Annotated in this window: 24 protein-coding genes; 15 read left to right on the top strand and 9 right to left on the bottom strand. The window is 65.1% G+C overall.

The genetic code is table 11. From position 1 onward, the window contains the following. Nucleotides 1-181: 181 nt before the first annotated feature. From GEV38_RS11670 to GEV38_RS11660, 3 genes are all read right to left on the bottom strand, one after another. Nucleotides 182-1,153: a biotin-dependent carboxyltransferase family protein gene (locus tag GEV38_RS11670; RefSeq protein ID WP_054571853.1), complete on the bottom strand. Its 972-nt coding sequence runs from the start codon at nt 1,151-1,153 to the stop codon at nt 182-184. Next, complete coding sequence (locus GEV38_RS11665) at nt 1,150-2,037, bottom strand: allophanate hydrolase subunit 1 (RefSeq protein WP_054571854.1); 888 nt, start codon at nt 2,035-2,037, stop codon at nt 1,150-1,152. The genes GEV38_RS11670 and GEV38_RS11665 overlap by 4 nt, the downstream gene beginning before the upstream one ends. Before the next feature lie 90 nt (nt 2,038-2,127). Continuing rightward, entirely contained in the window at nt 2,128-2,886 is a 759-nt protein-coding gene (locus GEV38_RS11660) for a 5-oxoprolinase subunit PxpA (protein ID WP_013972122.1), read from the bottom strand. A 119-nt stretch (nt 2,887-3,005) separates the two neighbouring features. Between GEV38_RS11660 and GEV38_RS11655 the strand changes: the two genes are divergently transcribed. Continuing rightward, on the top strand, nt 3,006-3,923 hold the full coding sequence (locus tag GEV38_RS11655) for a LysR family transcriptional regulator (RefSeq protein WP_015270004.1): 918 nt from the start codon (nt 3,006-3,008) through the stop codon (nt 3,921-3,923). 244 nt (nt 3,924-4,167) lie between these two features. Next, nucleotides 4,168-6,021 carry an ABC transporter ATP-binding protein gene (locus GEV38_RS11650; protein WP_054571855.1) on the top strand — a complete coding sequence of 618 codons (1,854 nt, stop codon included), beginning with the start codon at nt 4,168-4,170 and terminating at the stop codon, nt 6,019-6,021. Between the two features lie 102 nt (nt 6,022-6,123). Here GEV38_RS11650 and GEV38_RS11645 read toward each other — a convergent pair whose 3' ends face one another. Next, entirely contained in the window at nt 6,124-6,951 is an 828-nt protein-coding gene (locus tag GEV38_RS11645) for an IclR family transcriptional regulator (protein ID WP_054571856.1), read from the bottom strand. 249 nt (nt 6,952-7,200) lie between these two features. On the opposite strand from GEV38_RS11645, the gene GEV38_RS11640 reads away from it, so the two are divergent. From GEV38_RS11640 to GEV38_RS11610, 7 genes are read left to right on the top strand one after another with little or no spacing between them, the layout of a single operon-like run. After that, nucleotides 7,201-8,220, top strand: coding sequence for an ABC transporter ATP-binding protein (locus GEV38_RS11640; protein ID WP_173895819.1), 1,020 nt, complete (start codon nt 7,201-7,203; stop codon nt 8,218-8,220). Next, complete coding sequence (locus GEV38_RS11635; RefSeq protein ID WP_015270000.1) at nt 8,217-9,086, top strand: ABC transporter permease; 870 nt, start codon at nt 8,217-8,219, stop codon at nt 9,084-9,086. The genes GEV38_RS11640 and GEV38_RS11635 overlap by 4 nt, the downstream gene beginning before the upstream one ends. A 4-nt stretch (nt 9,087-9,090) precedes the next feature. Continuing rightward, nucleotides 9,091-9,885: an ABC transporter permease gene (locus tag GEV38_RS11630; protein ID WP_054571857.1), complete on the top strand. Its 795-nt coding sequence runs from the start codon at nt 9,091-9,093 to the stop codon at nt 9,883-9,885. Between the two features lie 14 nt (nt 9,886-9,899). After that, complete coding sequence (locus tag GEV38_RS11625) at nt 9,900-10,190, top strand: (2Fe-2S)-binding protein (protein ID WP_013972115.1); 291 nt, start codon at nt 9,900-9,902, stop codon at nt 10,188-10,190. Further along, on the top strand, nt 10,187-11,545 hold the full coding sequence (locus tag GEV38_RS11620) for an NAD(P)/FAD-dependent oxidoreductase (RefSeq protein ID WP_054571858.1): 1,359 nt from the start codon (nt 10,187-10,189) through the stop codon (nt 11,543-11,545). Before GEV38_RS11625 ends, GEV38_RS11620 begins: the two co-directional genes overlap by 4 nt. Beyond that, a complete protein-coding gene (locus GEV38_RS11615) occupies nt 11,542-12,675 on the top strand; it encodes an FAD-binding oxidoreductase (RefSeq protein ID WP_054571859.1) in 1,134 nt (377 codons plus the stop codon). The genes GEV38_RS11620 and GEV38_RS11615 overlap by 4 nt, the downstream gene beginning before the upstream one ends. Then, a complete protein-coding gene (locus tag GEV38_RS11610; protein WP_015269996.1) occupies nt 12,672-13,715 on the top strand; it encodes an ABC transporter substrate-binding protein in 1,044 nt (347 codons plus the stop codon). The genes GEV38_RS11615 and GEV38_RS11610 overlap by 4 nt, the downstream gene beginning before the upstream one ends. Before the next feature lie 239 nt (nt 13,716-13,954). Here the strand turns inward: GEV38_RS11610 and GEV38_RS11605 are convergent, their stop codons facing one another. Next, a complete protein-coding gene (locus tag GEV38_RS11605; protein ID WP_054571860.1) occupies nt 13,955-14,725 on the bottom strand; it encodes an IclR family transcriptional regulator C-terminal domain-containing protein in 771 nt (256 codons plus the stop codon). A gap of 154 nt (nt 14,726-14,879) precedes the next feature. On the opposite strand from GEV38_RS11605, the gene GEV38_RS11600 reads away from it, so the two are divergent. From GEV38_RS11600 to GEV38_RS11580, 5 genes are all read left to right on the top strand, one after another. After that, entirely contained in the window at nt 14,880-15,689 is an 810-nt protein-coding gene (locus GEV38_RS11600) for a shikimate dehydrogenase (protein WP_015269994.1), read from the top strand. Nucleotides 15,690-15,693: 4 nt separating this feature from the next. Beyond that, nucleotides 15,694-17,427, top strand: a complete 1,734-nt coding sequence (locus GEV38_RS11595; protein ID WP_054571861.1) for an FAD-dependent oxidoreductase — start codon at nt 15,694-15,696, stop codon at nt 17,425-17,427. Further along, entirely contained in the window at nt 17,412-17,732 is a 321-nt protein-coding gene (locus tag GEV38_RS11590) for an NIPSNAP family protein (RefSeq protein WP_013972108.1), read from the top strand. The genes GEV38_RS11595 and GEV38_RS11590 overlap by 16 nt, the downstream gene beginning before the upstream one ends. Before the next feature lie 39 nt (nt 17,733-17,771). Next, complete coding sequence (locus tag GEV38_RS11585) at nt 17,772-19,451, top strand: FAD-dependent oxidoreductase (RefSeq protein ID WP_054571862.1); 1,680 nt, start codon at nt 17,772-17,774, stop codon at nt 19,449-19,451. A 191-nt stretch (nt 19,452-19,642) separates the two neighbouring features. Next, on the top strand, nt 19,643-20,968 hold the full coding sequence (locus tag GEV38_RS11580) for an MFS transporter (RefSeq protein WP_015269991.1): 1,326 nt from the start codon (nt 19,643-19,645) through the stop codon (nt 20,966-20,968). A 204-nt stretch (nt 20,969-21,172) separates the two neighbouring features. Here GEV38_RS11580 and GEV38_RS11575 read toward each other — a convergent pair whose 3' ends face one another. The 3 genes from GEV38_RS11575 to GEV38_RS11565 all read right to left on the bottom strand — a co-directional run bounded on the left by GEV38_RS11575 (nt 21,173) and on the right by GEV38_RS11565 (nt 23,975). After that, nucleotides 21,173-21,988: a sugar phosphate isomerase/epimerase gene (locus GEV38_RS11575; protein WP_054571863.1), complete on the bottom strand. Its 816-nt coding sequence runs from the start codon at nt 21,986-21,988 to the stop codon at nt 21,173-21,175. Nucleotides 21,989-22,005: 17 nt separating this feature from the next. Beyond that, nucleotides 22,006-23,058: a Gfo/Idh/MocA family protein gene (locus tag GEV38_RS11570; RefSeq protein WP_081013893.1), complete on the bottom strand. Its 1,053-nt coding sequence runs from the start codon at nt 23,056-23,058 to the stop codon at nt 22,006-22,008. Between the two features lie 140 nt (nt 23,059-23,198). After that, nucleotides 23,199-23,975 (bottom strand): IclR family transcriptional regulator, encoded by a 777-nt coding sequence (locus GEV38_RS11565; RefSeq protein WP_023662480.1) that lies wholly within the window; start codon nt 23,973-23,975, stop codon nt 23,199-23,201. A gap of 194 nt (nt 23,976-24,169) precedes the next feature. Between GEV38_RS11565 and GEV38_RS11560 the strand changes: the two genes are divergently transcribed. Next, nucleotides 24,170-25,882: an FAD-dependent oxidoreductase gene (locus GEV38_RS11560; RefSeq protein WP_054571864.1), complete on the top strand. Its 1,713-nt coding sequence runs from the start codon at nt 24,170-24,172 to the stop codon at nt 25,880-25,882. Between the two features lie 194 nt (nt 25,883-26,076). Here GEV38_RS11560 and GEV38_RS11555 read toward each other — a convergent pair whose 3' ends face one another. Then, nucleotides 26,077-26,340: a DUF3077 domain-containing protein gene (locus GEV38_RS11555; protein ID WP_015269986.1), complete on the bottom strand. Its 264-nt coding sequence runs from the start codon at nt 26,338-26,340 to the stop codon at nt 26,077-26,079. Nucleotides 26,341-26,749 lie beyond the last annotated feature (409 nt).

The following is a 26,749-nucleotide window of genomic DNA, read 5'->3' as shown; positions in this document are numbered from 1 at the left end:
ATCAATTCTTCGAGGAGCGTGGTGCGTCCCAAAGCGCTGTAGGAATTTTCTCCTTTTGGCTTGTCTGGACGCTGTGATGCCGGAATTCCGGGGCCGCTCGGCGGCCCTTTCGCGTCACAAGGCCGCTCCTGCAACGACTGCGCCAGCCCTTGTGTGGGTGGCGCACCGCCGCAAACATCAATCAGCCAAACAATCTGGCCAGGAAACCCAGCTTCTTCTTGTACGAGCGCCGAGCTTCCAGGGCTTCCTCCAGGCTTACCTCGAGGAACCGCGCCTGCTGATTGGGCTGCATCTGCCCGATCAAATCCAGGTCGGCGCTGATCACCGTGCCGATCATGGCGTAGCCGCCACCCGACACCGCGTCACGGTGCAGGATGATCGGCTCCAGCCCCGCGGGCACCTGGATCGAGCCGATCGGGTAGCAGCTGTCAACGATGTTCGACGGGTCCGAGCCGGCCCCGAACGGCTGCTCCCGTGGCTGGAAGCTCAAGGCACTGCCGCCCTTGTAGCGATAGCCGATACGGTCGGCCTCGGAGCCGACCGTCCAGGCTTCGGTGAAAAAGCTTTGCACCGCAGCCTTGGTCAGGCGGTGAAAGTACAGCCCCGGCACTACCCGCAGCACCACCTCGCCGCCCAAGGCCTGGCGCAAGGCCATCGGCAGGCTCGCGCCGGCGCGGGTCTTGCCGCTGGGCATGCCGACCGGCAACAGGTCACCCGCCATCAGCTTGCGCCCTTGCAAGCCACCCAATGCACCCAACGCATAGGTGGAGCGGCTGCCGAGCACCTCAGGTACATCGATACCGCCGGCCACCGCCAGGTAGGCCCGGGCACCTGCGGTAGGGAAGCCGAAACGCAACACCTGCCCGGCACGTACGGCAAACGCGGTGTCCGGGCGTTGCTCACGGCCATCGAGCAAGGCCGGCATCTGCGCACCGCAAACCGCCACCAGGGCATCCCGCTGGAACTCCAGCTCCGGCCCCACCAGCGCACACTCAAGGCCGGCGGCGCCGGCCGGGTTGCCCACCAGGTGGTTGGCCGCCCTCAGGGCGTACTGATCGAGGGCGCCGGACGGCGGGATGCCCAGATGGTAGTAGCCTTCGCGGCCCAGGTCCTGCACCGAGGTAGCCAAGCCGGGTTTGAGTACCTTGATCATGCCAGCACCTCCTGCAGAATCCGTGGATAACCGACCGGGTCGGCAAGGAACGCGTCCAGGGAGAATTCCACCGGGCGAATGCGCAGGTCGAAACGGCCTTCTTCGACATCCGCCACCGCCTGGTCGTAGGTGCGGCGGTCAATGGGTTTGAACTGCACGATGTCTCCCGGGCGGAAGAACACCATGTGCTCCTTCAGGTAGTTCAGCGTCTGCTGCGGGTCGTAGATAGGCGCCGGAGTGACGCCGAACATCTGGTAGCCACCTGCCCCGCGCACTGAATAGATGCAGCCGAAACAGCCGCCATGGCCAAGGGTGAGCCTGGGGGTGTCAGTACGCGGGCGCAGGTACTTGGGCACCTGCAGTTGCCGCTCTCGCTCGACCATCTGGAACATGAACGGCAGGCCGGCAACGAACCCGACCATCGACACGAACCACGGCGCACCGCTGTGCGCGGCAATGAACCCCTCGACATCGGCCAGGCCGTTGATCCGCGCGGCGTACTCCAGGTCGGTGCTGCCCGGGTCCTGGTGGCGGTCACGAAAACGCATCAGTGTTTCATGGGTCCAGGGGTCGTTGTACAGCACTGGAATCTCGATGATCCGTGTCTGCAACGAGCGCTCGGCCACCGCCTGCGCTTCGGCACCGCGCACCGCCTCCAGCAGTGCCTGCGGCGCGATACGGTCCGGGTCGAAGCGAATCTGGAACGAGGCGTTGGCCAGGCACACATCCAGCACGCCATCCAGGGCCAGCCGCTCCACCGCGCGGGTGACGGCCATGCCCTTGAAAAAGGCCTCCAGCGACATGCTCTCGCTGACTTCGGCAAACAGGTGCTCGTCGGCGCCGAAGCTGTAGCGGATAGGGGTTGTAGCGAGCGGTTCGGCCATGACTGTTCCTTTTCTTGGAGTCTTTACAGAAAGGCAGGCGAAAGCAAATTGCACGGGCTCCGGCGTATACCTGCCGGATGCCCCACGGATTCAGCGTGGCGCACGCACCACGATACCGGCAGCGTCCAGCGCCTTGCGCGTGGCCTCGACCAGGTCGAGCGCCCCCGGGGTGTCGCTGTGCAGGCAGATGGAATCGAATTCGATGGCCAGGTCCTGGCCCTCGACCGTGCGCACCACGCCTTGCTGACAAGCCCGCAACACCCGTTCAGCGACCGCTCCAGGTTCGTAGCCCCGCACATTGCGGGTGAACACGATCGAACCGCTCAGGTCGTACTCGCGGTCGGCGTAGAACTCGCGAATGACCGGCTGGCCAAGTTCCTGGGCAATGCGGCAGATCACCGAACCCGGCATGCAGTACAGCAGCAGCTCCGGCTCGATCACCCGCAGGTTCTCCACCAGCAGCCGTGCAGCTTCTTCGTCACGTGCCAGATGCATGTACAGGGCACCGTGCGGCTTGATGTGCTGCAGGCGCACGCCCTGGGCGCGGGCAATTTCACGCAGGGCGCCGAGTTGGTAGAGCATGTCGTCGACCAGTTCCTGGGCCGGGGCATTGATGTGCCGGCGGCCGAAGCCGACCAAGTCACGGAACCCAGGGTGCGCCCCCACTGCGACGCCCAGGGCCTTGGCCCGCTCGACGGTACGGCGCATGGTGCCGGGGTCACCAGCATGGAAGCCGGTGGCGATGTTGGCCGTGCTGATGTAGCCCATCAGCTCGTTGTCGACGCCGTCGCCAATCGTCCACGGGCCAAAGCCCTCACCCATGTCCGAGTTGAAATCCACCACCTGCATGACTGTCTCTCCTGGCGCTTGTGACTGCATGCAAGCCACGTTAGATTCTCCGCACCCCCTTGGGAAGATCTATAAACAGATAGGGTGTCTTCTGAAAATCAGATACCCCGGGAGCTATCGTGTCACTGACCCTGCGCCAGGTCCGCTATTTCGTCGCCACCGCCGAGATCGGCCAGATTTCCCAGGCGGCAATCCACCTGAACATTTCCCAGTCTGCAGTGACCACGGCGATCAAGGAGCTGGAGGCGATGCTCGGCGTGCTGCTGTTCCAGCGCTCGGCGCAGGGCATGAGCCTGACCGAGGCCGGCCGGCACTTCCTCAACCGCGCCTACGTGATCCTGCGTAGCGTGGACGATGCGTTGAATAGCCCGCTGCCGGACGTGCGCGCCAGTGGCCTGCTGCGCCTGGCGGCAAGCTACACGGTGATCGGCTACTTCCTGCCCCATCACCTGCAGCGGCTGGAGCACTGGCATCCGGATGTGACCTTGGAGCTGTACGAGCAGGAGCGCAGCGCCATCGAGCAAGGGTTGCTGGAGGGTCGTTTCGACATGGCAGTGGTACTCACCGCCAACCTCACCCACCCGGACATCGTCTCGGAAACCCTGTTCAACTCCGAACGCCGCCTGTGGCTGCCTGGCAACCATCCGCTGTGCGAGCGCTCGGCGGTAAGCCTGGCCGATGTGGCCTGCGAGCCGTTCATCCTGCTGACCGTGGATGAGGCCGAGCAAAGCGCCATGCGCTATTGGGAGCAGGCCGGGCAGCGGCCGAGAGTGCGGGTGCGGACCAGTTCGGTGGAGGCCGTGCGCAGCATGGTTGCCAATGGTAGCGGTGTAGCGATCCTGTCGGACCTGGTGCACCGGCCTTGGTCGCTGGAGGGCAAGCGTATCGAGACGGTTAGCATCAGCGACCCGGTGACACCGATGAGCGTCGGGTTGGCCTGGCACCGGGAACGGGCGTTCAGCCCGGCGATGCAGGCTGTACGCAATTACTTCCATGATGCTTTTTTGGCACCGCAGCAGTTGTCGGCACGGCGCTGACCGTTCCCTGCAGGCCCGATCTCGTCGCGGGTACCCCTACAGCACCAAGGCAAAATGAAATCAGACAGAAATGTAATAATTTGCAAAGTTTTGTTAACAACGACCGTTGGGTCAGTGTCTGTCAGTTAAGGTTGCCGGCTTGACTGGGGCTGCATTGCAGCCCAAGCCTGCCATGGCGACAGCGGACATATCGCTGCGTGTCATGGTCACCGGCCAGGCAAGAATTGATTTTCCGGAGACAAGCATGCTTCGCATCTTTGAGCGCTGGCTCGATCCCTTCCCACCTGATGAGGTACCACCGCCACCGGTTGGCCTGTTGCGCTTCATGTGGGCCTGCACCCGGGGCGCACGCGGCTACATCCTGGCGCTTGCGCTGCTCAGTGCCGGGGTATCGATCTACGAAGCCTGGCTGTTCGCCTTTCTCGGCCAGGTCGTGGACCTGCTCTCGGCCTGGCAGGCCGGCGGTACCGTCGGCCCCGAAGAAACCCGGGTGCTGTGGGGTATTGGCATCGTCCTGCTGGTCAGCATCGGGCTGGTGGCGCTGCGCACCATGGTTCAGCACCAGGTGCTGGCGATCAACTTGCCGCTGCGGCTGCGCTGGGACTTTCACCGGCTGATGCTACGCCAGAGCCTGTCGTTCTTTTCTGACGAGTTTTCTGGTCGGGTCACCACCAAGGTGATGCAGACGGCACTGGCGGTGCGCGATGTGTTGTTCACCATCATCGAGATCCTGCCCGGGATCGGGGTGTACTTCATCGCGATCATTGCCTTGGCCGGTGGCTTTGCCCTGAAACTCATGCTGCCATTCATTGCCTGGGTCGTACTGTTCGGCCTGGCCATGCTGTATTTCGTGCCACGCCTGGGCAAGGTCGGCCAGGAGCAGGCCAATGCGCGATCGTCGATGACCGGGCGGGTGTCCGACGCCTACACCAACATCACCACGGTGAAGCTGTTCTCGCACGCCAACCGCGAAGCGCACTTCGCGCGCGCGGCCATGGAGGATTTCAAGCAGACCGGCTTTCGCCAGATGCGTCTGGTCAGCCAGTTCGAAATCGTCAACCAGGCGCTGGTGGTGGGCTTGATCATCGCTGCCGGTGGCTATGCGCTGTGGCTGTGGCACCAGGGCCAGGTCGGTACCGGGGCGGTGGCGGCGATCACCGCCATGGCCTTGCGTATCAACGGCATGTCGCACTGGATCATGTGGGAGATAACCTCGCTGTTCGAAAACATCGGCACCGTGCAGGACGGCATGGCCACCCTCACCCGCGGCCCCAAGGTAAAGGATGCGCCGGGCGCTGCCGAGCTGGTAACCACGGGTGGCGCGGTGAGTTTCGACAAGGTGGGCTTCAACTACAACGGCGAGCGTCAGGTGCTCGACGACCTGAGCCTGCACATTCGCCCGGGCGAAAAAGTCGGCCTGGTCGGCCGCTCCGGCGCCGGCAAATCCACCTTGATCAACCTGCTGCTGCGCTTCTACGACGTGGACAGAGGGGAAATCCGTATCGACGGGCAGAACGTGGCCAAGGTCACTCAGGACAGCCTGCGCGCGGCGATCGGCATGGTCACCCAGGACACCTCGCTGCTGCACCGCTCGATTCGCGACAACATTGCCTATGGCCGCCCCGATGCCACCGAAGCGCAGATCCGCGCCGCTGCGGCCAATGCCCAGGCCGATGGTTTCATCAGCCAGCTCAGCGACCGCCAGGGCAACACGGGTTACGACACCTTGGTGGGAGAGCGCGGCATCAAGCTGTCTGGTGGCCAACGCCAGCGCATCGCCATTGCCCGAGTGATGTTGAAGAACGCGCCGATCCTGCTGCTGGACGAAGCCACCAGTGCGCTGGACTCGGAAGTGGAAGTGGCCATTCAGGAGAGCCTGGATGAAATGATGCAAGGCAAGACCGTCATCGCCATCGCCCACCGGTTGTCGACGATTGCCGCCATGGACCGGCTGATCGTGATGGATGAAGGGCGCATCATCGAGCAAGGCACCCATGCGGAACTGCTGGCGAAGAACGGTACTTATGCGCGGTTGTGGCAGCACCAGAGCGGCGGGTTCCTGGGTGAGGACCAGGGCGTGGCCGAAGCGATGGAGTAGGCCTGTATGGGAGCGGGCCCGGCGAACACCGGCAAAGCCGGTGCCATGCGTCGACCTCCATCAGTTTCCATCGCGACGATGGACTGAGCTCAATCCTGGCCCTCAACCAAACACATGCGAAGGCCGGCGCAGCACCGGGTCGAACGGGTTGACCCGCTCGCCAATCGCCGCCGCCTCGCGCTTGAGCAGCGCTACCACGGTCGGCATGCGGTTGGGCCCCAGGCGGTCGCTGATGGTCGCCACGCTCATGGCCGCCACCGCATGGCCGTTACGATCGAGGATCGGCACCGCCAGGCCGGCCATGCCATCGAGTACTCCAGTATTGCGCCCGGCATAGCCGAGGCTGCGCACATTGTCGATTTCGGCGCGCAGCATGACTTCGTCGTAATGGTGGAAATCCTTCAGCCGCGGCAGGTTGTAGCGGATCACCTCGTCGCGCTCCTCCTCCGGCAGGAAGGCCAGGATTGCCAGGCTGCCCTGCCCCACCCCCAAGGCCACACGGCCGCCGATATCACCGGTGAAGGTACGAATCGGGTATGGCCCTTCGCTGCGGTCCAGGCACACCGCATCGAACCCTGAGCGCGCCAGCAGGAACAGCGAATCGCCCAGCGAGGCCGACAGCCGCAGCAGGCTGGGGCGCACCACATCGCGCAGGTTGCCGGCTTGCCCTGCCTTGGCCGCCAAGGCAAAAAAATCCAGGCTCAGCCGGTAGCGCTTGCTGGTCGCGCACTGGTCGACCATGCCTTCTTCAATCAGGCTGCGCAGCAGGCGGTGGGTCGTGGGTTGCGCCAGGCCAACCCGCTGCGCCAGTTGGCTGACCTTCTCGCCCTCGCCACCGCAATCTCCCAGCGCACGCAACACGGCGAACAAACGCGACACTGCACTGACACCTACTTCCTTGGCCTGCTCATTTCGTTTATCGGAATCCATTTTTCGTCAAACCTTAGAAAATTCCAGTCAGCGGAATAATTTCAAAATAGCTGTCACCCAGTGAAATTACCCTTTGTCGCCATCCTAATCATTGCCCTACTCTCCGGTCCATAGGGCGATATCACAACATCGGCCGCCGCCACAGAAGCGAGCGCCAACGTCCGTAAAAGCATTGCTTTTCGCCGCTGGCGCTCTGCCCACCCTGAAACTGCCGGTTGACCCCGGTTCCGTTTGCGATGGAGCACAGCCATGACCTTTCTGTTGATCGACAAGCTTTGCAAGCGCTATGGCGCCACGGAGGCAGTGGCCAGCTCGTCACTGGCCATCGAGAAAGGCGAGTTCGTCTCCCTGCTTGGCCCTTCGGGCTGCGGCAAGACCACCACCCTGCAAATGATTGCCGGCTTCGTCGAGGTCACCAGCGGCCGCATTGTCCTCGACGGCCGCGACATCACCCACGCCAAGCCGGCCAGCCGAGGCCTGGGCGTGGTATTCCAGAGCTACGCGCTGTTCCCGCACATGACCGTGCGCGACAACGTCGCCTTCGGCCTGCGCATGCGCAAGGTGGCCAACGCCGACATAGCCCGCCGGGTCGACCAGGCCCTGGCGCTGGTGCGCCTGGACAAACATGCCGAGCGCTACCCGCGCGAACTCTCCGGCGGCCAGCGTCAACGGGTGGCCCTGGCCCGTGCACTGGTGATCGAACCGCCGGTGCTGCTGCTGGACGAACCACTGTCCAACCTGGACGCCCATCTGCGTGAAGAAATGCAGTTCGAGATCTACCGTATCCAGAACGAGGTCGGCATTACCACTTTGATGGTCACCCACGACCAGGCCGAGGCGCTGTCGATCAGCGACCGGGTGGTGGTGATGGAAGCCGGGCGCATTACCCAGGTCGATGCCCCCTACCGCCTGTATGAACACCCGGGCACGCCTTTCATTTCCGACTTTGTCGGCAAGGCCAACCGCCTGCACGGCGTAACCGGCCCCGACGGGCAACCGCGGGCGGATGCCCAGGGCCCGCTGACCCTCAGCCTGCGCCCGGAAAAGATCAGCCTCGGCCCGGCCGGCAGCGGCAAGCTCGCAGGCCGCATCAGCTGCCGTTACTTCCTCGGCAGCCAATGGCTGTATCGGGTCGACACCGCCCTGGGCAACCTGGCCGTGGTGCGTGCCAACGACGGCAACACCCCGCTGGATGAAGGCACACAGGTCGGCCTGGACTGGAACGATGCCCTGCTGCGGGTGCTGAACGCTGGCGAGGTGGCGGCATGAGCGCGGCAAAGCTGCGCAGCAGCGCCTGGGGCTATGGCTTGAGCAGCCCGGCGCTGCTGTTGTTCCTGGCCTTGCTGGTGGTGCCATTGGGGCTGACCGTGCTGCTGTCGTTCAACGCGTTCGACTACAGCAGCGGCATCCAGGCCGGCCAGTACACCCTCGGCCATTACCTGAGCCTGGTGACCGACACCTACTACTACGAGATCTTCTTCCGCACCTTCTGGATCAGCGCCCTGGTCACCCTGCTTTGCGTGCTGATCGGCATCCCCGAGGCCTTGGTGCTCAGCCGCATGGGCGCGCCGTGGCGCTCCATATTCCTGATCCTGGTGCTGACCCCGCTGCTGATTTCGGTAGTGGTGCGAGCCTTCGGCTGGAGCCTGCTGCTAGGCGCCGACGGCCTGGTCAACCAGGGCATCACTGCCCTCGGCGGGCAGCCGGTGAAGCTGCTGTATACGCCGTTTGCAGTGATCATCGGCCTGGTCCACGTGATGCTGCCGTTCATGATCATCCCGGTGTGGACTTCGCTGCAGAAACTCGACCCGACTGCCGAGCAGGCTGCGCTATCGCTGGGTGCCAGCCAGTGGACGGTGTTCCGCCGCATCGTGCTGCCACAGATCATGCCCGGCGTGCTGTCGGGCACGCTGATCGTGTTCGGCCTGGCCGCCAGCTCGTTCGCCATCCCAGGCCTGCTGGGCGGTCGCCGCCTGAAGATGGTCGCCACCATGATCTACGACCAGTACCTGGCCGAACTGAACTGGCCGATGGGTGCAACCATCGCCGTGGCCCTGCTGCTGATCAACCTGCTGGTGATGCTCAGCTGGAACCGATTGGTCGAACACCGCTACAAACGCGCACTTGGAGTCTGAACCGATGACCCGTAACGGCCCGCTGGCCCTGTCCTTTCACGCCCTGGTGATGCTGTTCATGCTCGCCCCGCTGGTGGTGGTGTGCCTGGTGGCATTCACCCCGGAAAACACCCTCAGCCTGCCCACCGCCGGCTTCTCGCTGCGCTGGTTCAGCGCCGTGTTCGAGCGTGCCGATTTCCTCGATGCGTTTTACAACAGCCTGAAACTCGCGGCCCTGGCTGCCTCGCTGGCCACTTTGATCGCCGTGCCGGCGGGCCTGGCAATCACCCGCTACAGCTTCCCCGGCCAAGGCTTTCTCAACGGCCTGCTGCTGTCGCCGATCATCATCCCGCACCTGGTTCTGGGTGTTGCCTTGCTGCGGCTGTTCGCCTTGCTGGGGGTCAATGGCAGCTTCGCCTGGCTGGTGTTCGCCCATGTCGTGGTGATCACACCTTACGTGCTGCGCCTGGTACTGGCTGCAGCCATCGGTATCGACCGCAGCGCCGAGCAGGCCGCGCAAAGCCTGGGTGCTGGCCGGGTCACGCTGTTCTGCAAGGTCACCCTGCCGATGATCCTGCCCGGTGTGGCCGGCGGCTGGCTGCTGGCGTTCATCAACAGCTTCGACGAAGTGACCCTGTCGATCTTCGTCACCTCGCCTGCCACCCAGACCCTGCCAGTGCGCATGTACGTATACGCCACCGAATCCATCGACCCGATGATGGCCGCCGTCTCGGCGCTGGTGATCGCCGTCACCGCCCTGACCATGGTCGCCCTGAACCGCGTATATGGCCTGGACCGCGTGCTGGTGGGCAAGCAATGACAAGGAATGCTCCCATGCCCCTGTTCAAGCGCGTGGCCGAACACGACCGCGAGCCTGTGCCTTTCCTGCTCGACGGCCAACCGGCCAAAGGCATGAGCGGCGATACCCTGCTGACTGCCATCCTGACCAATGCCGGGCACCTGCGCGGCAGCGACTTCAACGCCGAACCACGCGCCGGCTTCTGCCTGATGGGCGCCTGCCAGGACTGCTGGGTACGGCTGCAGGATGGCCGCCGGGTACGCGCCTGCTCGACCTTTCTGGAATCGGGCCAGTGCGTGACCCGCGACCCGGGGCGCCAGCCATGAGTGCGATCGTGATCATCGGCGCCGGCCCGGCCGGCATCCGCGCCGCGCAAACCCTCGTAGCCCACGGCCTGCGCCCGGTGCTGCTGGACGAAGCCAGCCGCGGCGGCGGGCAGATCTACCGCCAGCAGCCGGCCAATTTTCGCCGCTCGGCCAAAGCCTTGTACGGCTTCGAGGCCGGCAAGGCCCAAGCCCTGCACAACACCCTCGAGCAACTGCGCGGGCAGGTCGACTACCGCCCGGACACCCTGGTTTGGAACGCCGAGAACCAAGTGCTGGACACCTTGCAACAGGGCCACCTGGCCGACCGCCTGGCGTTCGACCGGGTGATCGTCGCCACCGGTGCCACCGACCGGGTGTTGCCGATACCCGGTTGGACCCTGCCTGGGGTCTATACCTTGGGCGCTGCGCAGATCGCCCTGAAGTTCCAGGGCTGCGCGATCGGGGAACGGGTGGTGCTGGGCGGCAGCGGGCCGCTGCTGTACCTGGTGGCCTACCAGTATGCCAAGGCCGGTGCCAGGGTCAGCGCGGTGCTCGACACCTCACCGTTCAGCACCCAGGTGCGTGCCCTGCCACGCCTGCTTCTGCAACCGGGCACCTTTGCCAAGGGCCTGTACTACCGAGCCTGGCTGGCCCGCAAGGGGGTGCCCGTGCACCAGGGCGTGACCCTGCTGGGTATCGACGGCGAGCAACGCGCCAGCGGTGTGCGCTGGTTGAGCAATGGCCAGCAACACGACCTGCCGTGCGACGCCATGGCATTCGCCCACGCCCTGCGCAGTGAAACCCAACTGGCCGACCTGCTGGGTTGCCAGTTCGCCTGGAGCGCGCTCAACCGCGCCTGGCTACCGGTACGTGATGCCCAGGGCCGGGCCAGCAGCCCCGGCGTATACCTGGCAGGCGACGGTGCCGGCATCCTCGGTGCCGACGGTGCCGAGATGAGCGGTGAACTGGCCGCCCTGACACTGCTGGCCGACCTCGGCAAGCCCGGCAACCCGCAGCGCCAGCAGCAACTGGAAAGGCGCCTGGCCACCCTGCAGCGCTTCCGCCAGGGGCTGGAGCAGGCCTTTCCGTTTCCCGAGCAGTGGGCACGGCAAGCTCCGGACCAGCTCACCGTGTGCCGCTGCGAGCAGATCAGCGCCGGGGAAATCCGCGCCACCGTGCGTGCCGGGCACTGGGAAATCAACCGGGTCAAAGCCATATGCCGAGTCGGTATGGGCCGCTGCCAGGGCCGCGTGTGCGGTGCTGCTGCCGCCGAGTTGATCGCCTGCGAAAGCGGTCGGGCCATTGACCAGGTCGGGCGCCTGCGTGGCCAGGCTCCGGTCAAGCCCCTGCCCTTTGGCCTGGAGATAAAACCATGAAGCTGATCGAAGTGGACGCCATCGTCGTCGGCGGCGGCATCGTCGGCAGCAGCGCTGCCTTGACCCTGGCCCGCGCTGGTCGGCAAGTGGCATTGCTGGAACGCGACTTCTGCGGCTCGCACTCCAGCGGGGTGAACTACGGGGGTGTGCGCCGCCAGGGCCGCTCGTTGGCCCAGCTGCCGTTGTCGATGCGCGCCCATGCCATCTGGGGGAATCTGCGCGATTGGATCGGCATCGATGGCGAATACGCCCGCAGCGGCCACCTGAAGCTGGCCCGCAGCGAAACCGACTTCGATGCCTTGAAGGCCTATGCCCGGCGTACCCAGGCTTTTGACCTTCGCCTGCAACTGCTTGAACGACGCGAACTGCGCCAGCGCTTCCCCTGGGTGGGCGATATCGCTGTCGGCGCCTCGTACTGCCCCGAGGACGGCCATGCCAACCCACGGCTGGTGTCACCGGCCTTCGCCCAGGCGGCCAGACGCAGCGGCGCCCAGGTGCATGAGCAGTGCAAGGTGCTGGAGGTGGGGCACGACGGCCACCGTTTCAGCGTAAGCACCAGCAGCGGCCAAGGCTTCAAGGCGCCCTGGCTGTTGAATTGCGCCGGCGCCTGGTCGGCGCAACTGGCCGAGCAGTTCGGCGAGCCGGTGCCGCTGACCGCGGCCCACCCCGCCATGCTGGTGACCGAGCCGCTGCCGCTGTTCATGACCGCCAGCACCGGGGTCGAAGGCGGCGGCATCTACGCCCGCCAGGTGGCGCGTGGCAACTGCGTGCTGGGTGGCGGGCGCGGTTTTGCCCTTACCCCGACCACCGCACGCCCGGGCCAGGCCGCAGTGCTCGACATCCTGCGCAACGCCACCGAGCTGTACCCGGCACTGGCCGGCGCCCAGGCCATTCGCACCTGGAGCGGCACCGAAGGCTACCTGCCCGATGACGAACCGGTGCTCGGCCCCAGCCTGCACCAGCCCGGCCTGCTGCATGGTTTCGGCTTTGCCGGTGCCGGCTTCCAGATAGGCCCGGCTGCCGGTGAAGCGTTGGCGCAATGCATCCTGCACGGCGCGCCGGCACTCAGCCTGGCGGCTTTTTCCATCAACCGCTTTCAGCCCAACCACTACAAGGAAAACCTGTCATGACGCACAAGCAACGTTTGCTCGCCCTGTTCTGCACCGTGCCCGGCCTGTTCGCCTGCCTGCCCGCCATGGCCCAACCCACGCTGTACCTGGGCATGAACGGCGGCACCATGGAGCGGCTGTTCAGCGACAATATCCTGCCAAGGTTCGAGCAGGCCAACGGGGTGAAGGTGGTGATCGTTCCCGGCACCTCGGCCGACATCCTGGCCAAGGTCCAGGCCACGCCGAACAAGCCGTCGATCCATGTGATGGTGCTGGATGACGGCATCATGTACCGCGCCATCGGCATGGGCCTGTGCAGCACGCTCAAACCCAACCCGACCTTGGCCCAGTTGCCGGAAAAGGCTTTGATCAAGGACAAGGCTGCCGCAGTCAGCCTGGGCGTGACCGGGCTTGCCTACAACAGCCGCCTGTTCAAGGCCAATGGCTGGGCAGCGCCTACCTCATGGAACGACCTGGCCGACCCGCGCTTCAAGGACAAGGTGGTGTTCCAGTCGATGGCATCGTCCACCTTCGGCCTGCATGGTTTCCTGATGTACAACCGCCTGCACGGCGGTAGCGATACCGACGTCAACCCGGGCTTCGCCGCCTGGCAGAAGAACGTGGGCCCGAACGTGCTGGAGTACATCCCCAATTCGGCCAAGCTCTCGGAAATGGTGCAAACCGACGAAGCCGCGCTGTTCCCGCTCACCCCCACCCAGGTGACGGCGCTGAAGCTCAAAGGCATCCCGGTGGAGTACGCCGCGCCCAAGGAAGGTGCCGTGGTGCTCAACCAGGCCGAATGCGTCACGGCCAACAACGACCAGCCGGAGCTTGCACAGAAGCTCGCCGAGTTCCTGCTCAGCCCCGAGGCGCAGTCGCCGGCACTGGAGCTGGGTGACCAGATCCCGTCCAACCCCAACACGCCCACCAGCGACAAGACCCGTGGCCAGGTCGAAGCCATGCAGACCTACCTGCAGACCGCCGTGACCATCGACTGGGACCAGGTCAATACCCAGCGCCCCGAGTGGAACGCGCGCTGGAACCGCCAGATCGAGCGATAAGCCGAGGACCTGGGCCGTCACGTATAGAACAAATATCGCTCGTTTGAAGCGTCCTTTGTAGGAGCAGCCTTGTGCTGCGAAGAGGCCGGTACAAGCAATAGACAGGCTTTGTCAGTACCGGCCTCTTCGCAGCACAAGGCTGCTCCTACAGAACCTCACTAAACCAATGAGTCATGTGTTGTTCTATGAGAGCGGGTTTACCCGCGAAGACGGCAGCACGATTCCCGAACCATACCGCCTCAATCCAGCACCGGCCGCAATAACGCCTGGGCCTCATACAAGGTCGGCAGATACCGCAAGCGTATTTCATCCACACTCAACCGCGAAGCATGGGTGGTGATGGTCAATGTCGCCTTCAGCCGGCCAGCCCGGTCCAGAAGTGGCACACCCAGCACGCGCATGCCGACTTCATACTCCTGGTCCACGATACAGAACCCTTGCTCCCTCACCCGCAGCAACTCCACCTCCAGTTGCAACCGGTCCGTCTGTGTATAAGGCGTCAACCCTCGCAGCGGGTTACGCGCAAAGTAGGCATCCCGCTCCCCCTCATCCAGCCAGGCCAGCCAGACGCGCCCGCCGGCAGTGCAATACATCGGCACCCGCGAACCCGGCCGGATCGACAACGAGGACACATGGCTGTAACGGCTGCGTACCAGATGGATGATCTCGTCACCATCACGGGTACCCACCGACACATGCTCCTGCGTCTGCCGCGCCACCTGCTCGACTATCGGCCGCAGCATGCGCGGTAGTTGCGCCGAATCCACATACGCCTGGCCGAGGCGCAGCGCCTTGGGCGTAAGCCAGTACTCACGGCTGTCGGTTTCGGCAAACCCTTCGTGCACCAAGGTCAACAGAAACCGCCGCGCGGCACTGGGGGTAAGGCCGGACAACCTGGCCGCCTGCGGCACGCTAAGGCGCGGCTGCTCGGCGCTGAACAGCTGCATCAGCGCCAGGCCCTTCTGCAAGCCGGCGATCAGGTCACGGGGGTGGATAGCGGGGGTGTTCATCTATTCGACTCGCAAGCAGGGCAAAAACAGCCGATTACCGCGATAACCGGATCAAGGTTGCGATTATCGCATCAAACGCCCGATCAGCGCATTGTTGCCCACGCCCCCTTGCCTCACCCTTGGCCTGCATAACAACGCCAATAAGGAGGTCAGCATGATTCGTGGTTCGACTGAACTGGTCGCCATCGTCGGTTCGCCCATTGCCCAGGTGAAGTCCCCCGAAAACTTCAACACCTGGTTCGCCAACAACAACTGCAACCTCGCCATGCTGCCCATCGATCTGCATGAGGCCGCGCTGGCTACCTTCGCCGGCACCCTGCGCGGCTGGCAGAACCTGCGCGGTTGCGTGGTCACCGTGCCGTACAAGCAGGCCCTGGCCAGCCGCCTTGACGGCCTGAGCGAGCGCGCAGCCGCGCTGGGCTCGGTCAATGTGATTCGCCGAGAGCGTGACGGGCGACTGCTGGGCGACAACGTGGACGGCGCCGGCTTCCTCGGTGCTGCGCGCAAACATGGCTTCGAGCCGGCGGGCAAGCGTGCGTTGGTGATCGGTTGTGGCGGGGTCGGCAGTGCCATTGCCTATGCGCTGGGCGAGGCCGGCATCGCCAGCATCACCCTCAGCGACCCCAGCACCGCGCGCATGGGCGCTGTGTGCGAGCTGCTCGGCAATGCCTTCCCCGCGGTCGAACTCGCCACCCGGGTCGACGGGCTGGAAGGCTTCGACCTGCTGGTCAACGCCTCCCCTGTCGGCATGGGCGGTAGCGCGGAGCTGCCACTGCCTGCCGCCCTGCTCGCCACCTTGCAACCCGAAACCCTGGTCGCCGATGTGGTCACCTCACCCGAGATCACCCCGCTGCTGAAACGGGCACGCCAGGCAGGTTGCTCGGTCCAGACCGGCCCGGAAATGGCCTTCGCCCAACTCGGCCACCTGGGCGCCTTCATGGGCGTCACGCCGCTGGAGATCTGAAGCCATGCCGACACATGAACATACGCAACACAACTTTGACCTGGTCGTGCTGGGCAGCGGCGCCGGTGGCCTTACCGCTGCCGCCACCGCCGCCCGCCGGGGGCTGAAAGTGCTGGTGGTGGAAAAGGCCGAGCACTTTGGCGGTACCTCGGCAATTTCCGGTGGGGCGGTGTGGCTCTATGGTACTGATCAAGCCCGCGCCGCTGGTGCGGTGGATTCCCCCGAGGCCATTCGCACCTACCTCCGGCAGGTCATCGGCGACGGCTATGACCCCGCGCTGGTCGACACCTTCATCGAGCATGGCCACCAGGCGCTGCGCTGGCTGGAGCAGAACACCGAACTGCGCTACGCCCTGCGCCCGCATTCGCCGGACTACTACCCGGACGCCCCCGGTGCCACCCAGTTTGGCCGGGCGCTGGAGATGGTCGAGTACGACGGCAGGCAGCTCGGCTCGCACTTCAAGGACCTGCAGATGCCGCCGCCCGGCATGTTGCTGTTCGGCGGCATGATGGTCAACCGCGTGGATATCCAGCACTTTCTCAGTATTCGCCGCTCGCCCCGGTCGCTGTGGCATTGCCTCAAGCTGATGGCGCGTTACGCGCGGGACCGCCTGCATCATCCGCGCGGCACCCGCCTTACCACCGGCAATGCCTTGATCGCCCGCCTGGCCAGCAGCGCCTTCGCCCATGGCACGCAGCTGTGGTTGCGCAGCGAAGCCCTGGAGCTGATCGTCGAACGCGGCGTGGTCACCGGCGTGGTGGTGCAACGCGAAGGGCGCCGTGAACGGGTGCTGGCCCGGGGCGGTGTGGTGTGCGCCATGGGCGGGTTCGCTGCAGGCGCGCTGGCCGACAGCTACCGGCCGGGCCGGCAAGCGCCGCACCTGACCATGTCACCGCCCACAAATGACGGCGCTGCCCTGCGCCTTGGCCAAGCCGTGGCCGCAGCCCAGGGTGAGGGCCTGGTGGCCAACTTCTTCTGGGCACCGGTTTCGGAACTGCGCCATGCCAGTGGCGAGCATGAGCGCTTCCCGCACCTGGTCACCGACCGCGCCAAGCCGGGGATGATCGCGGTGGGCCCGGACGGGCGACGCTTCGTCAACGAGTCCGATTCCTACCACCACTTCGTGCAGACCATGTTCGCCAAAGGCATCGCCAGCTGCTGGCTGGTCTGCGATGCCGAAGCGATGAACCGCTACGGCCTGGGCCTGGCGCGGCCAAAGCCGGTGGACAACCAGGCGTTGATCCATGCCGGCTACCTGCACCGCGCCGCAACAGCGCAGGCACTGGCCAAGACCATTGGTGTCGACCCACAGGTATTCATGCAGACCCTGGAGCAGTTCAACGCCGATGCCCGCAACGGCATCGACCGCGCGTTCGGCAAAGGCGGCAACAGCTACAACCGCTACATGGGCGACCCGCAACACACGCCCAACCCATGCCTGGCGCCGCTGACCAGCGGCCCGTTCTACGCCATCCGCATCCACACCGGCGACCTTGGCTCAGCCCGCGGCCTGGTGACCAACGCCCAGGCCAACGTGCTGAACCGCGATGGCCAGCCGATTGCCGGGCTGTATGCAGTCGGCAACGACATGAACTCACTGATGAAAGGCACCTACCCCGGCCCCGGCATCACCCTGGGCCCCGCCCTCACATTCGGCTGGCTCGCTGCCAACCACATCGCCGCGCGCCTGCAGGCGCCACCCACCCAAATGGAGACCCCAGCATGTACTACGAACTGAGAACCTACACCCTCGACCCACTGAAAATGGCCGACTGGCTGAGCCTGTACCAAAGCCACGCGCTGGAGGTGCAAAGCGAGCATCTCGGTAACCTGGTCGGCTTTTTCACCAGCGAGTTCGGCGAGGTCAACCAGGTGGTGCATATCTGGGGCTATGCCAGCCTCGACGAACGCATGGCACGCCGCGCAGCCATGGCAGCGGACCCCCGTTGGGCAGAGTTCTCAAGGCGCAATCGCGAACTGGGCGCGGTGCTGCGCTTGCAGTCGCGAATGCTGCGGCCCACCGGCTTTTCGCCGCTGCAGTAAAACTAAAATCTTCCTCCAATGCCTGAGCGGAACCCCACGATGCAACCCCTCGAATGTGACGTACTTGTCATCGGCTCCGGTGCCTCTGGCCTGGCTGCCGCCGTTACTGCCGCCCATCACGGCCAGCAGGTGATCGTCGCGGAAAAAGCCAGCCAACTGGGCGGCACCAGTGCCTGGTCGGGGGGCTGGCTGTGGATACCGCGCAACCCGCTGGCCATTGCCGAAGGCATCGTCGAGACAGACGATGCCCCGGAGCGCTACCTGCGCGGGCAAACCCACGTCAGCGAACTGGACCCGCGCCAGCGCGCCTTCCTGCACCATGGCCCGGAGATGGTGGCGTTCTTCCAGCAACACACCGCCGTGCAGTTCCAGTGCGGCAGCCGCATGCCCGACATGCGCGAGGGCGATGGCAGCACGCGCGGTGGTCGTTCGCTGTGCGCCCTGCCATACGACGGGCGCCTGCTCGGGCCCTGGCTGCACAAGCTGCGCCCACCGCTGGACATCGTCAGCCTGGCCGGCATGGGCATTGCCGGCGGCGCCGACATGGCCGCCTTCTTCAACGCCACACGCTCGCCCACGGCAGCGCTGCATGTGGGCAAACGCCTGCTGCGCCATGGCCGCGACCTGCTGCTGCACCGCCGCAGCCTGCAACTGGTCAATGGCAACGCCCTGGTGGCACGGCTGCTGCGCAGCGCCCTGGACCTGGGCGTGACGCTACTGACCGACAAGCCGGCCAGCCGCCTGCTGGGCGAAGGCCGGGTCAGCGGCGCACAGTTTGCCGACGGCCAGATGATCCACGCCCGCCGCGGTGTGGTGCTGGCCTGCGGTGGCTTTGCACATGATCGCCAGCGCATCGCGCACCTGATGCCACATGCGCCGGACGGTACCCAGCATTACTCCGCAGCCCCCAGGGAAAACAGCGGCGACGGCCTGCGCCTGGGCGAACAGGCCGGTGGCATGGTCCAGGCGACTGCGACCCATGCAGGTGCCTGGGCACCTGTGTCGAGGGTGCCGCGCAGCGATGGCAGTTTCGGCCATTTCCCGCACTTGATCGATCGCGCCAAGCCCGGTTTCATCGCCGTGCGCGGCGATGGCCGGCGCTTCGTCAACGAGGCCGATTGCTACCACGACTTCATGAACGCGCTGTTCGCCGCCACGCCGCAGGGTGAAGCGCCGGAAGCCTGGCTGATCTGCGACCATGCCGCGCAACGTCGCTATGGTATCGGCTGGGCCAAGCCCTTCCCTTTCCCCACTCGTCACTATCAACGCTGCGGTTACCTGCACAGCGGTCGCACGCTGGAGGAACTGGCGCAGCGCTGCGGGATCGACGTCGAGCAGTTGCAGCGCACGGTGGACGGTTTCAACCGCCATGCAACCCGGGGTGAAGACCCGCTTTTCCAGCGCGGTGTATCGGCCTACAACCGGGCGCAGGGCGAGCCGTCGCAAGCCCCCAATCCGTCGCTGCGGCCACTGCTGCACGGGCCGTTCCACGCAGTGAAACTGTTGCCGGGCAGCCTGGGTACCTTCGCCGGCCTGGGCACGGATGCCTCGGCCCGGGTACTGGACCGCAATGCGCGGCCGATCCCCGGGCTGTATGCGGTGGGCAACGACATGCACAGCGTGATGGGCGGGCACTACCCGAGTGGCGGTATCACACTGGGGCCGGGGATGACATTCGGTTATCTGGCTGGTAGAGCGTTGAGTACCTTGACCACCTGAATTCACGTTGCCCCTTGCCTCGCCCGCAGGCCCAACGCAACCGTTCGGTAACCGAACACTAGCCCCTCCCTTTAATTGACGCTGCCGCCTTCACTGCTCACCATGCACCGGCCTTGCGTGCCCCCTGCCTGGGAACTGGTCACGTACTCGCAGCACCGCAGCTGAATACAATTTCAAGAATCGAGCAGTTTATGAACCACTCCAAGATCACCCCCGCCGCCCCCCGGATGCCCCAGGGTTCGATCGGCGACAAGCTTCGCGGCGCCTTCGGCGTCGGCAAGACCCGTTGGGGCATGCTCGCCCTGGTGTTCTTCGCCACCACCCTGAACTACATCGACCGTGCCGCGCTCGGCATCATGCAGCCCGTCCTGGCCAAGGAAATGAGCTGGACGGCGATGGACTACGCCAACATCAACTTCTGGTTTCAGGTCGGCTACGCGGTCGGCTTCCTGCTGCAGGGCCGGCTGATCGACAAGGTCGGGGTGAAGCGCGCGTTCTTCTTCGCCGTGCTGCTGTGGAGCCTGGCCACCGGCGCTCACGGCCTGGCCACCTCGGCCGCTGGCTTCATGGTCTGCCGCTTCATCCTCGGCCTGACCGAGGCCGCCAACTACCCGGCCTGCGTGAAGACCGTGCGCCTGTGGTTCCCGGCTGGCGAGCGGGCCATCGCCACCGGCCTGTTCAATGCCGGCACCAACGTCGGCGCCATGGTCACACCGGCCCTGCTGCCGATGATTCTGGCCGTGTGGGGCTGGCAGGCCGCGTTCATCGCCATGGGCAGCCTGGGCCTGGTGTGGGTGGTGCTGTGGGTGTTGAAGTACTACAACCCTGAAGATCACCCGCGCGTGCGCCAGAGCGAGGTGGAGTACATCCAGCAGGATGACGAGCCCGAGCCGACCCGCGTGCCGTTCAGCCGTATCCTGCGCCTGCGTGGCACCTGGGCCTTCGCGGTGGCCTACGCGATTACCGCACCGGTGTTCTGGTTCTACCTGTACTGGCTGCCACCGTTCCTCAACCAGCAATACAGCCTGGGCATCAACGTGACCCAGATGGGCATCCCGCTGATCATCATCTGGCTGACGGCGGACTTCGGCAGCATCGGCGGCGGCATCCTGTCTTCCTGGCTGATCGGCCGTGGCGTGCGCGCCACCACCGCGCGGCTGGTGTCGATGCTGATCTTCGCCTGCACCATGGTCAGCGTCACCTTTGCCGCCAACGCCAGTGGCCTGTGGGTCGCGGTGGCGGCCATCTCGCTGGCGGTGGGCGCGCATCAGGCATGGACGGCGAATATCTGGAGCCTGGTGATGGACTACACGCCCAAGCACCTGGTGAGTACGGTGTTCGGTTTCGGCAGCATGTGCGCGGCGATTGGCGGGATGTTCATGACGCAGATCGTCGGTAGCGTGCTGACCGCTACCAATAACAACTATGCCGTGTTGTTCACCATGATCCCGGCGATGTACTTCCTGGCGCTGGTGTGGATGTACTTCATGGCACCACGCAAGATCGAGAGCGCCTGAACGCGCTGACCATTTTCCTCTACGGGCCCTTGCGGGCCCTTTTTTTGGCCAGTCAGCAAACAGTAATTTGCCTGCCCGGCCTCATCGCCGGCAAGCCAGCTCCCACAGGTACAGCGTTGCTCTCGAGGTTGTCGCTGTACCTGTGGGAGCGGGCGTGCCCGCGAACACGGGCGGTAGCCCGTGCCATGCGCCGCGCGCTGTCAATCAGACTCTGGCCAACACTGCCATGGCCTTCTCCAGCGCCATGCGCGCACGCTGTTCGCCGCTCATGCCCTGTTCCAGCAACTGCCGTGTGGGGATCTCCAGGCTCAACGGCACACTTGGCGGCAAACCGCGCAGCAGGCCGACCAGATCGGCATCGCCCTCGCCCGGGAAGCGCCGCTCGTTGCGTGCCTGGCGCAGGATCTCGTCCATCTCGGCCGGCACCGGGCCGGCAACGTCGCACAGCTGGGCATAGCGCATGCGCTGCGGTGCCAGTTGCGCCAGATCGTCCAGCGAAGAACCGGAGCGGTTGAAGTGGAAGGCATCCACCAGCACACAGCCATTGGCGCGGTCGGCGTTGGCCACCACCCGCATGGCCTGGCGCAGGTCACGCACATCAGTCCAGGGCATGAACTCCAGGTGCGGATGAATGCCATACCCCGCCGCCAGGTCACACAACGCAGCAAAGCGCTCGGTCAGCCGCGCTTCATCCGGGTCGTTGCCAGCCACCAGCAGCTCCGTGCCGCCCAGCTCGGCGCCCACCGCCAGGATCGGCTCGAAATCGGCGACACAGGTTTCCGGCTTAAGCCTCAGGATCTCCAGGTCGAGCACCTTGATGCCCGTATCGCGCAGGCGCGCCTGGGTCTGCCGGCGCAGGCCGGCATCGGCCACCAGCGGGAAATGCTGCTCCTGCTCGGTGGCGGGCACCAGGCGCAGGCCAACGTGGCTGTAACCGGCGCGGGCTGCTGCCTCGACCATGTCCGGCGGGGACAGCTCGAGTACCGTCAGGGCCGCCAGGGAGAAAATTCGTTCAGTCATTATCGTCACCCGACAATTCAAGCAATGTGCTCGGGCGCACAGGCCCGGCCAGTTTCCGCGGCCTGGCGGATCGCCTCGATCAGCGCCAGGGTACGGCCACCATCGGCGGCATCGATCAGTGGCGCCTGCTCACCCCGGGCAACCCGCACGAAGTGTTGCAACTGCAAGGTCAATGCCTCGCCGGCGGGGATGCTTTCCTCGCTCTGCAACAACGGCGTGTGCCAGCCCGACCCGACCTCGGCGTAGTGCCAGCGCTTGAGTTGCGGAATGCTCAGGGCCCCCTGGGTGCCGGCCAGCAGGTAGCACGGTTGGCCATCCTGGCGCGGGTAGACCGGGCTTTCGCCGGAGTCCAGCTCCCAGCTCCACGGCGCGGCCACCGCGTCGGAGCCAGTCAGGCTGCCCAATGCTCCATTGGCGAACTGCAGTAGCACCGCGGCGCTGTCCTCGTTGGCAAAACCGCGCACATCGTTGCGGGTGAATGCCTGCACCTGTACCACCTCGCCGCACAGGTGGCGCAGCAGGTCGAGGTCATGGATCAGGTTGGTCAGCAGGAAGCCAGCGCCCGGCTCGCGGCGCCAGGGGGTGTCGAAATAGCTGTCGGGCTTTTGCAACTGCCACAGCGCGGTGACGTTGATCAGTCGGCCCAGCTTGCCGTCGGCAATCACCTGGTGAGCCTTGGCGATCAGCGGGTTATGCCGGCGATGATGGCCGACCAACACCGGCACATCGTGGCGGCGCGAGGCTTCCACCAGCGCGCGGACTTCATCCAGGTGCACGCCCACCGGTTTTTCGACCAGCACCGGTACACCGGCCTCGACGCAGTCCAGGGCGGTGGCGACATGCAGGTTGTTCGGATTGGCGACGATCACTGCCTCGGGGCGCGCGTGCTCCAGCATCTGGCGGTGGTCGGCAAAACAGGGCACGCCGCATTCGGCGGCAAAGGCCTCGGCCTGCGGGCCCGGGTCGGCCACAGCGCACAGCTGGGCCTGCGGCACATTCAGCAAATGCTGGTAATGCTGGCGGCCCATGCTGCCGGCGCCAATCAAGGCAATACGAAGGGGTGCGTTCAACAGCCTGTCCTCTTGTCATTGTTGTCATGCGGATTCCGGAATCCGATTCCACAATCCACATTCGACAATTTAGAACCAGGTTCAGCTTTTAAGAAGAAGCCGCAGGACAGAGTGTGCGGTAATCGACCGGAAATGCACCTTCAGGCGAACAACTCACTGGCCCGGCTGGCCGCCGACAGTTCCTCTGCCGCCGCCAGCAACAGCGGCGCCAGTTCTGCCAGGCGGCTTTGCGCCAGGCGCGCACTGGGCCCGGCGATGCTCAGCACACCGATCACCTCGTCACTTTGCGGGCGGCGCACCACCGCAGCCAGGGCCGAGGTGCCAATGGCCGAGGTTTCCTCGACCCAGGCATAACCGCGCTCGCGAGCGCGGCGCAGGTAGCTGAGCAACTCGTCGGTGGAGCGCGGCGCATTCGGGCCGAACTGCGCCGGGTCGGCAATACCCTGGCGCAACACCATCTGCAGCGCCTGCTCATCGTCCAGGCTGGCCAGCCAGGCATGCCCGGACGCGGTGTAGAACAGCGGCGCGTCGCGGCCCATGTCCGGGTCATAGCGCAGCCCGGAGCGGGCCCCCTGGGACTTGGCGATCCAGGTCTGGCGGGCGCCGTCGATCACGCCAAGGCGCACCAGTTCGCCGCTGTCCTGGGCCAGGCGGTCGAGAATCGGCTGAATGATGTCGGCACCGCTGCTGGCCAGGTAGCGGAAGCCCAGCGCCACCAGCTTGGCCGACAGCTGGTAGCGGCTGTTATCCCGGTTCTGCCGCACATAGCCCAGCCGCACCAGTTCGGTGAGCATGCGATGGGTGGCGCTCTTGGGGATATCCAGGCGCTCGGCCAGGGTTTGCAACGGCAGCCCTTGCGGCTCACCGGTAAGGCTTTCTACAAGACTGAAGGCGCGTTCGATCTGACTACCAGCCATGACACAGGTCCCTGAAATTTCTGCGAATTCTAGAAGATGATTCCACACCGCCAATAGCCGCCGCAGCAAGGGCGGCACGAACTGTCCGGTTATCGCCCATTACTTGCCCGGAAGGGCCGCCATACCCTTGCGGGCCGATTCGCTGCCAATAAGAATGTGGAACCTTGTTCCAATAACAATACAGGAATCCCGCAATGCCTTCCGCTCCCTACGAAACCGAATGCGATGTGCTGGTCATAGGTTCTGGTGCCGCCGGGCTGGCTGCGGCCGTGACGGCGGCCTGGCATGGGCAGAAGGTGATCGTGGTGGAGAAGGAGCCAGTGTTCGGCGGCGCCACCGCCTGGTCCGGTGGTTGGGCCTGGGTGCCGCGCAACCCGCTGGCACGCCGGGCTGGCATCGAGGAGGACATCGAGCAGCCGCGTACCTACCTGCGCAATGAACTGGGGGCGTATTACAACGCCGAACGCGTCGACGCCTTCCTCGAAGCCTGCCCGCACATGGTGACGTTTTTCGAAAAGCACACGGCACTGCAGTTTGCCGACGGCAACGGCATCCCCGACATGCATGGCGACACACCGGGCGCGGCCCAGGGCGGGCACCAGGTGATTGCCGCGCCCTATGATGCCCGCGAGGTGGGTGCGCTGCTGCCACGCCTGCGCAAGACCATGCGCGAAACCTCGTTCATGGGCATGCCGATCATGGCGGGTGCCGACCTTGCCGCGTTCCTCAACATGACCCGCTCGCCCAAGGCCTTGCTGCACGTGTGCAAACGCTTTGGCCGCCACCTGTATCACCTGGCCCGGTACGGCCGGGCGATGCACCTGGTCAACGGCGTGGCGCTGGTGGCCCGCCTGGCCAGGTCGGCACAAGACCTGGGCGTGCGCCTGCAGGAATCGGCGCCGGCCAAACGCCTGCTGGTCGAGGATGGCCAGGTGCGGGGCGCGCTAGTGGCTACACCGCAGGGCGAGCAACTGATCCGTGCCAAGGCCGTGGTGCTTGCGGCGGGTGGCTTCCCCAACGACAACGCCCGCCGCAAGCAACTGTTCCCGCGCGATGCCAGTGGCCATGACAACCTGGCCCTGCCCCCCAAAGGTTGTTCGGGTGACGGCCTGCGCCTGGGCGAGTCGGCCGGCGGCGTGGTCGCTACCGACCTGAAGTCGCCGGTGGCCTGGGCGCCGGTTTCGCGCGTGCCGCACCGCGACGGCAGCGTCGGCCATTTCCCGCACATCATCGAACGCGGCAAACCGGGCATCATCGGCGTGCTGGCCAACGGCAAGCGTTTCGTCAACGAAGCGCATGGTTACTACGACTACGTGTCAGCGATGGTCGCGGCGGTGCCACAGGGCGAAGAGGTGTGTTCGTGGCTGGTCTGCGACCACCGTTTCCTGCGCCGCTACGGCCTGGGCCACGCCCGCCCGGCGCCACTGCCGGTGTGGCCGCACGTGCGCAGCGGCTATCTCAAGCGGGCTGCCACCCTCGAGCAGTTGGCCCAGGCCTGCGGCATCGACCCGGTAGGGTTGCGCGCCACGGTCAGCGACTTCAACAACCATGCCCGCAACGGCCAGGACCCGGCGTTCGGCCGTGGTTCCACACCGTTCAACCGCAAGCAGGGTGACCCGCAGCACAAGGGGCCAAACCCTTGCGTGGCGCCTATCGAACATGGGCCGTTCTATGCGGTGAAGGTGCAGCCCGGCTGCTTTGGCACCTTTGCCGGGCTGCGCACCGACGGGAATGCCCGAGTGCTGGATGAAGCTGGGCAGCCGATTGCTGGCCTGTATGCGGCGGGTACCGACATGGCCAGCGTGTTTGGCGGCTGGTATCCGTCGGGTGGTATCAACCTGGGCCCGGCGCTGACCTTTGGCTATGTGGCCGGGCGGCATATTGCTGGGGTGCGGGAGTATGAATGAGGTGAGCGATCACTGATGGCCATGCCCTGTACCTCATGGACGGCGCGATTCCTGTAGGAGCGGCCTTGTGTCGCGAAAGGGCCGCAAAGCGGCCCCGGCGTTTTTGCGGTGATGCACAGATCGTTGGGGGCGCTTCGCACCCCTTTCGCGACACAAGGCCGCTCCTACAGGAAACCGCGCCTGCCTGCGATACCTCAGTGCTTCATGCCCAGTTCGGCATCATCCATCAGCGCCTTGGCCATCGCGCTCAGGTAATGGGCGGCCCAGATCATCATCGGTTTCTCATCCATCAGGCCGGTAATGGTCAGTTCGCGGACATAGCCCATCAATTCCGAGGACTGCTCGCGGGCATCGCGGCAGGGGATGCCGGGCTCGATGCGGAACAGTGGATGGGTGCCGTTTTCGCCTTGGTAGAAGGTGGTCTTGCCGACGGTAAATTGGGTCTCTTCTGTGGTCATTGGTGAATCCCCTGAAATTTCTCGACTGCTTGCACTGGCCCTTTCGCGGGCACGCCCGCTCCCACAGGTACTGTGCAACTCTTGAGTACGGTGAAGATCCTGTGGGAGCGGGCGTGCCCGCGAAGAGGCCAGAACAGGCAACACATTACTTATGCCCTGGTGCAAAGTGTCTTCGAAGGAATCGGGCGATGTGGGGTGGATCGGGGACAACTTTCAGCATGCTTTGGTATCCATTTGTTGGGCCACTACCGGCCTGCTGTCAAACAAGTAGGTGGCAGCTGTACATAGGTTGACAGACCGGCGGATACCAGAACCGGCGCACGCGAACGTGCCCCATGCACAGCCACCATGAAGCGCAAAGCCATGCGAAGTATCTCGTCGCGGCCTGTCAAAGCCGATCGCTGATGTG

Source organism: Pseudomonas sp. 13159349, assembly GCF_013305685.1.
GTDB classification, from domain to species: Bacteria; Pseudomonadota; Gammaproteobacteria; order Pseudomonadales; family Pseudomonadaceae; genus Aquipseudomonas; species Aquipseudomonas asiatica.
The sequence above is the reverse complement of the archived record's forward strand: the minus strand, read 5'-3'. Positions and strand labels throughout refer to the sequence as shown.

What these genes read in the sequence shown, in the direction of transcription:
- GEV38_RS11670 (WP_054571853.1), bottom strand. Translation starts at nt 1,153, where the DNA reads ATGATCAAGGTACTCAAACCCGGCTTGGCTACCTCGGTGCAGGACCTG.
- GEV38_RS11665 (WP_054571854.1), bottom strand. Translation starts at nt 2,037, where the DNA reads ATGGCCGAACCGCTCGCTACAACCCCTATCCGCTACAGCTTCGGCGCC.
- GEV38_RS11660 (WP_013972122.1), bottom strand. Translation starts at nt 2,886, where the DNA reads ATGCAGGTGGTGGATTTCAACTCGGACATGGGTGAGGGCTTTGGCCCG.
- GEV38_RS11650 (WP_054571855.1), top strand. Translation starts at nt 4,168, where the DNA reads ATGCTTCGCATCTTTGAGCGCTGGCTCGATCCCTTCCCACCTGATGAG.
- GEV38_RS11645 (WP_054571856.1), bottom strand. Translation starts at nt 6,951, where the DNA reads ATGGATTCCGATAAACGAAATGAGCAGGCCAAGGAAGTAGGTGTCAGT.
- GEV38_RS11640 (WP_173895819.1), top strand. Translation starts at nt 7,201, where the DNA reads ATGACCTTTCTGTTGATCGACAAGCTTTGCAAGCGCTATGGCGCCACG.
- GEV38_RS11635 (WP_015270000.1), top strand. Translation starts at nt 8,217, where the DNA reads ATGAGCGCGGCAAAGCTGCGCAGCAGCGCCTGGGGCTATGGCTTGAGC.
- GEV38_RS11630 (WP_054571857.1), top strand. Translation starts at nt 9,091, where the DNA reads ATGACCCGTAACGGCCCGCTGGCCCTGTCCTTTCACGCCCTGGTGATG.
- GEV38_RS11625 (WP_013972115.1), top strand. Translation starts at nt 9,900, where the DNA reads ATGCCCCTGTTCAAGCGCGTGGCCGAACACGACCGCGAGCCTGTGCCT.
- GEV38_RS11620 (WP_054571858.1), top strand. Translation starts at nt 10,187, where the DNA reads ATGAGTGCGATCGTGATCATCGGCGCCGGCCCGGCCGGCATCCGCGCC.
- GEV38_RS11615 (WP_054571859.1), top strand. Translation starts at nt 11,542, where the DNA reads ATGAAGCTGATCGAAGTGGACGCCATCGTCGTCGGCGGCGGCATCGTC.
- GEV38_RS11610 (WP_015269996.1), top strand. Translation starts at nt 12,672, where the DNA reads ATGACGCACAAGCAACGTTTGCTCGCCCTGTTCTGCACCGTGCCCGGC.
- GEV38_RS11605 (WP_054571860.1), bottom strand. Translation starts at nt 14,725, where the DNA reads ATGAACACCCCCGCTATCCACCCCCGTGACCTGATCGCCGGCTTGCAG.
- GEV38_RS11600 (WP_015269994.1), top strand. Translation starts at nt 14,880, where the DNA reads ATGATTCGTGGTTCGACTGAACTGGTCGCCATCGTCGGTTCGCCCATT.
- GEV38_RS11595 (WP_054571861.1), top strand. Translation starts at nt 15,694, where the DNA reads ATGCCGACACATGAACATACGCAACACAACTTTGACCTGGTCGTGCTG.
- GEV38_RS11590 (WP_013972108.1), top strand. Translation starts at nt 17,412, where the DNA reads ATGTACTACGAACTGAGAACCTACACCCTCGACCCACTGAAAATGGCC.
- GEV38_RS11585 (WP_054571862.1), top strand. Translation starts at nt 17,772, where the DNA reads ATGCAACCCCTCGAATGTGACGTACTTGTCATCGGCTCCGGTGCCTCT.
- GEV38_RS11580 (WP_015269991.1), top strand. Translation starts at nt 19,643, where the DNA reads ATGAACCACTCCAAGATCACCCCCGCCGCCCCCCGGATGCCCCAGGGT.
- GEV38_RS11575 (WP_054571863.1), bottom strand. Translation starts at nt 21,988, where the DNA reads ATGACTGAACGAATTTTCTCCCTGGCGGCCCTGACGGTACTCGAGCTG.
- GEV38_RS11565 (WP_023662480.1), bottom strand. Translation starts at nt 23,975, where the DNA reads ATGGCTGGTAGTCAGATCGAACGCGCCTTCAGTCTTGTAGAAAGCCTT.
- GEV38_RS11560 (WP_054571864.1), top strand. Translation starts at nt 24,170, where the DNA reads ATGCCTTCCGCTCCCTACGAAACCGAATGCGATGTGCTGGTCATAGGT.
- GEV38_RS11555 (WP_015269986.1), bottom strand. Translation starts at nt 26,340, where the DNA reads ATGACCACAGAAGAGACCCAATTTACCGTCGGCAAGACCACCTTCTAC.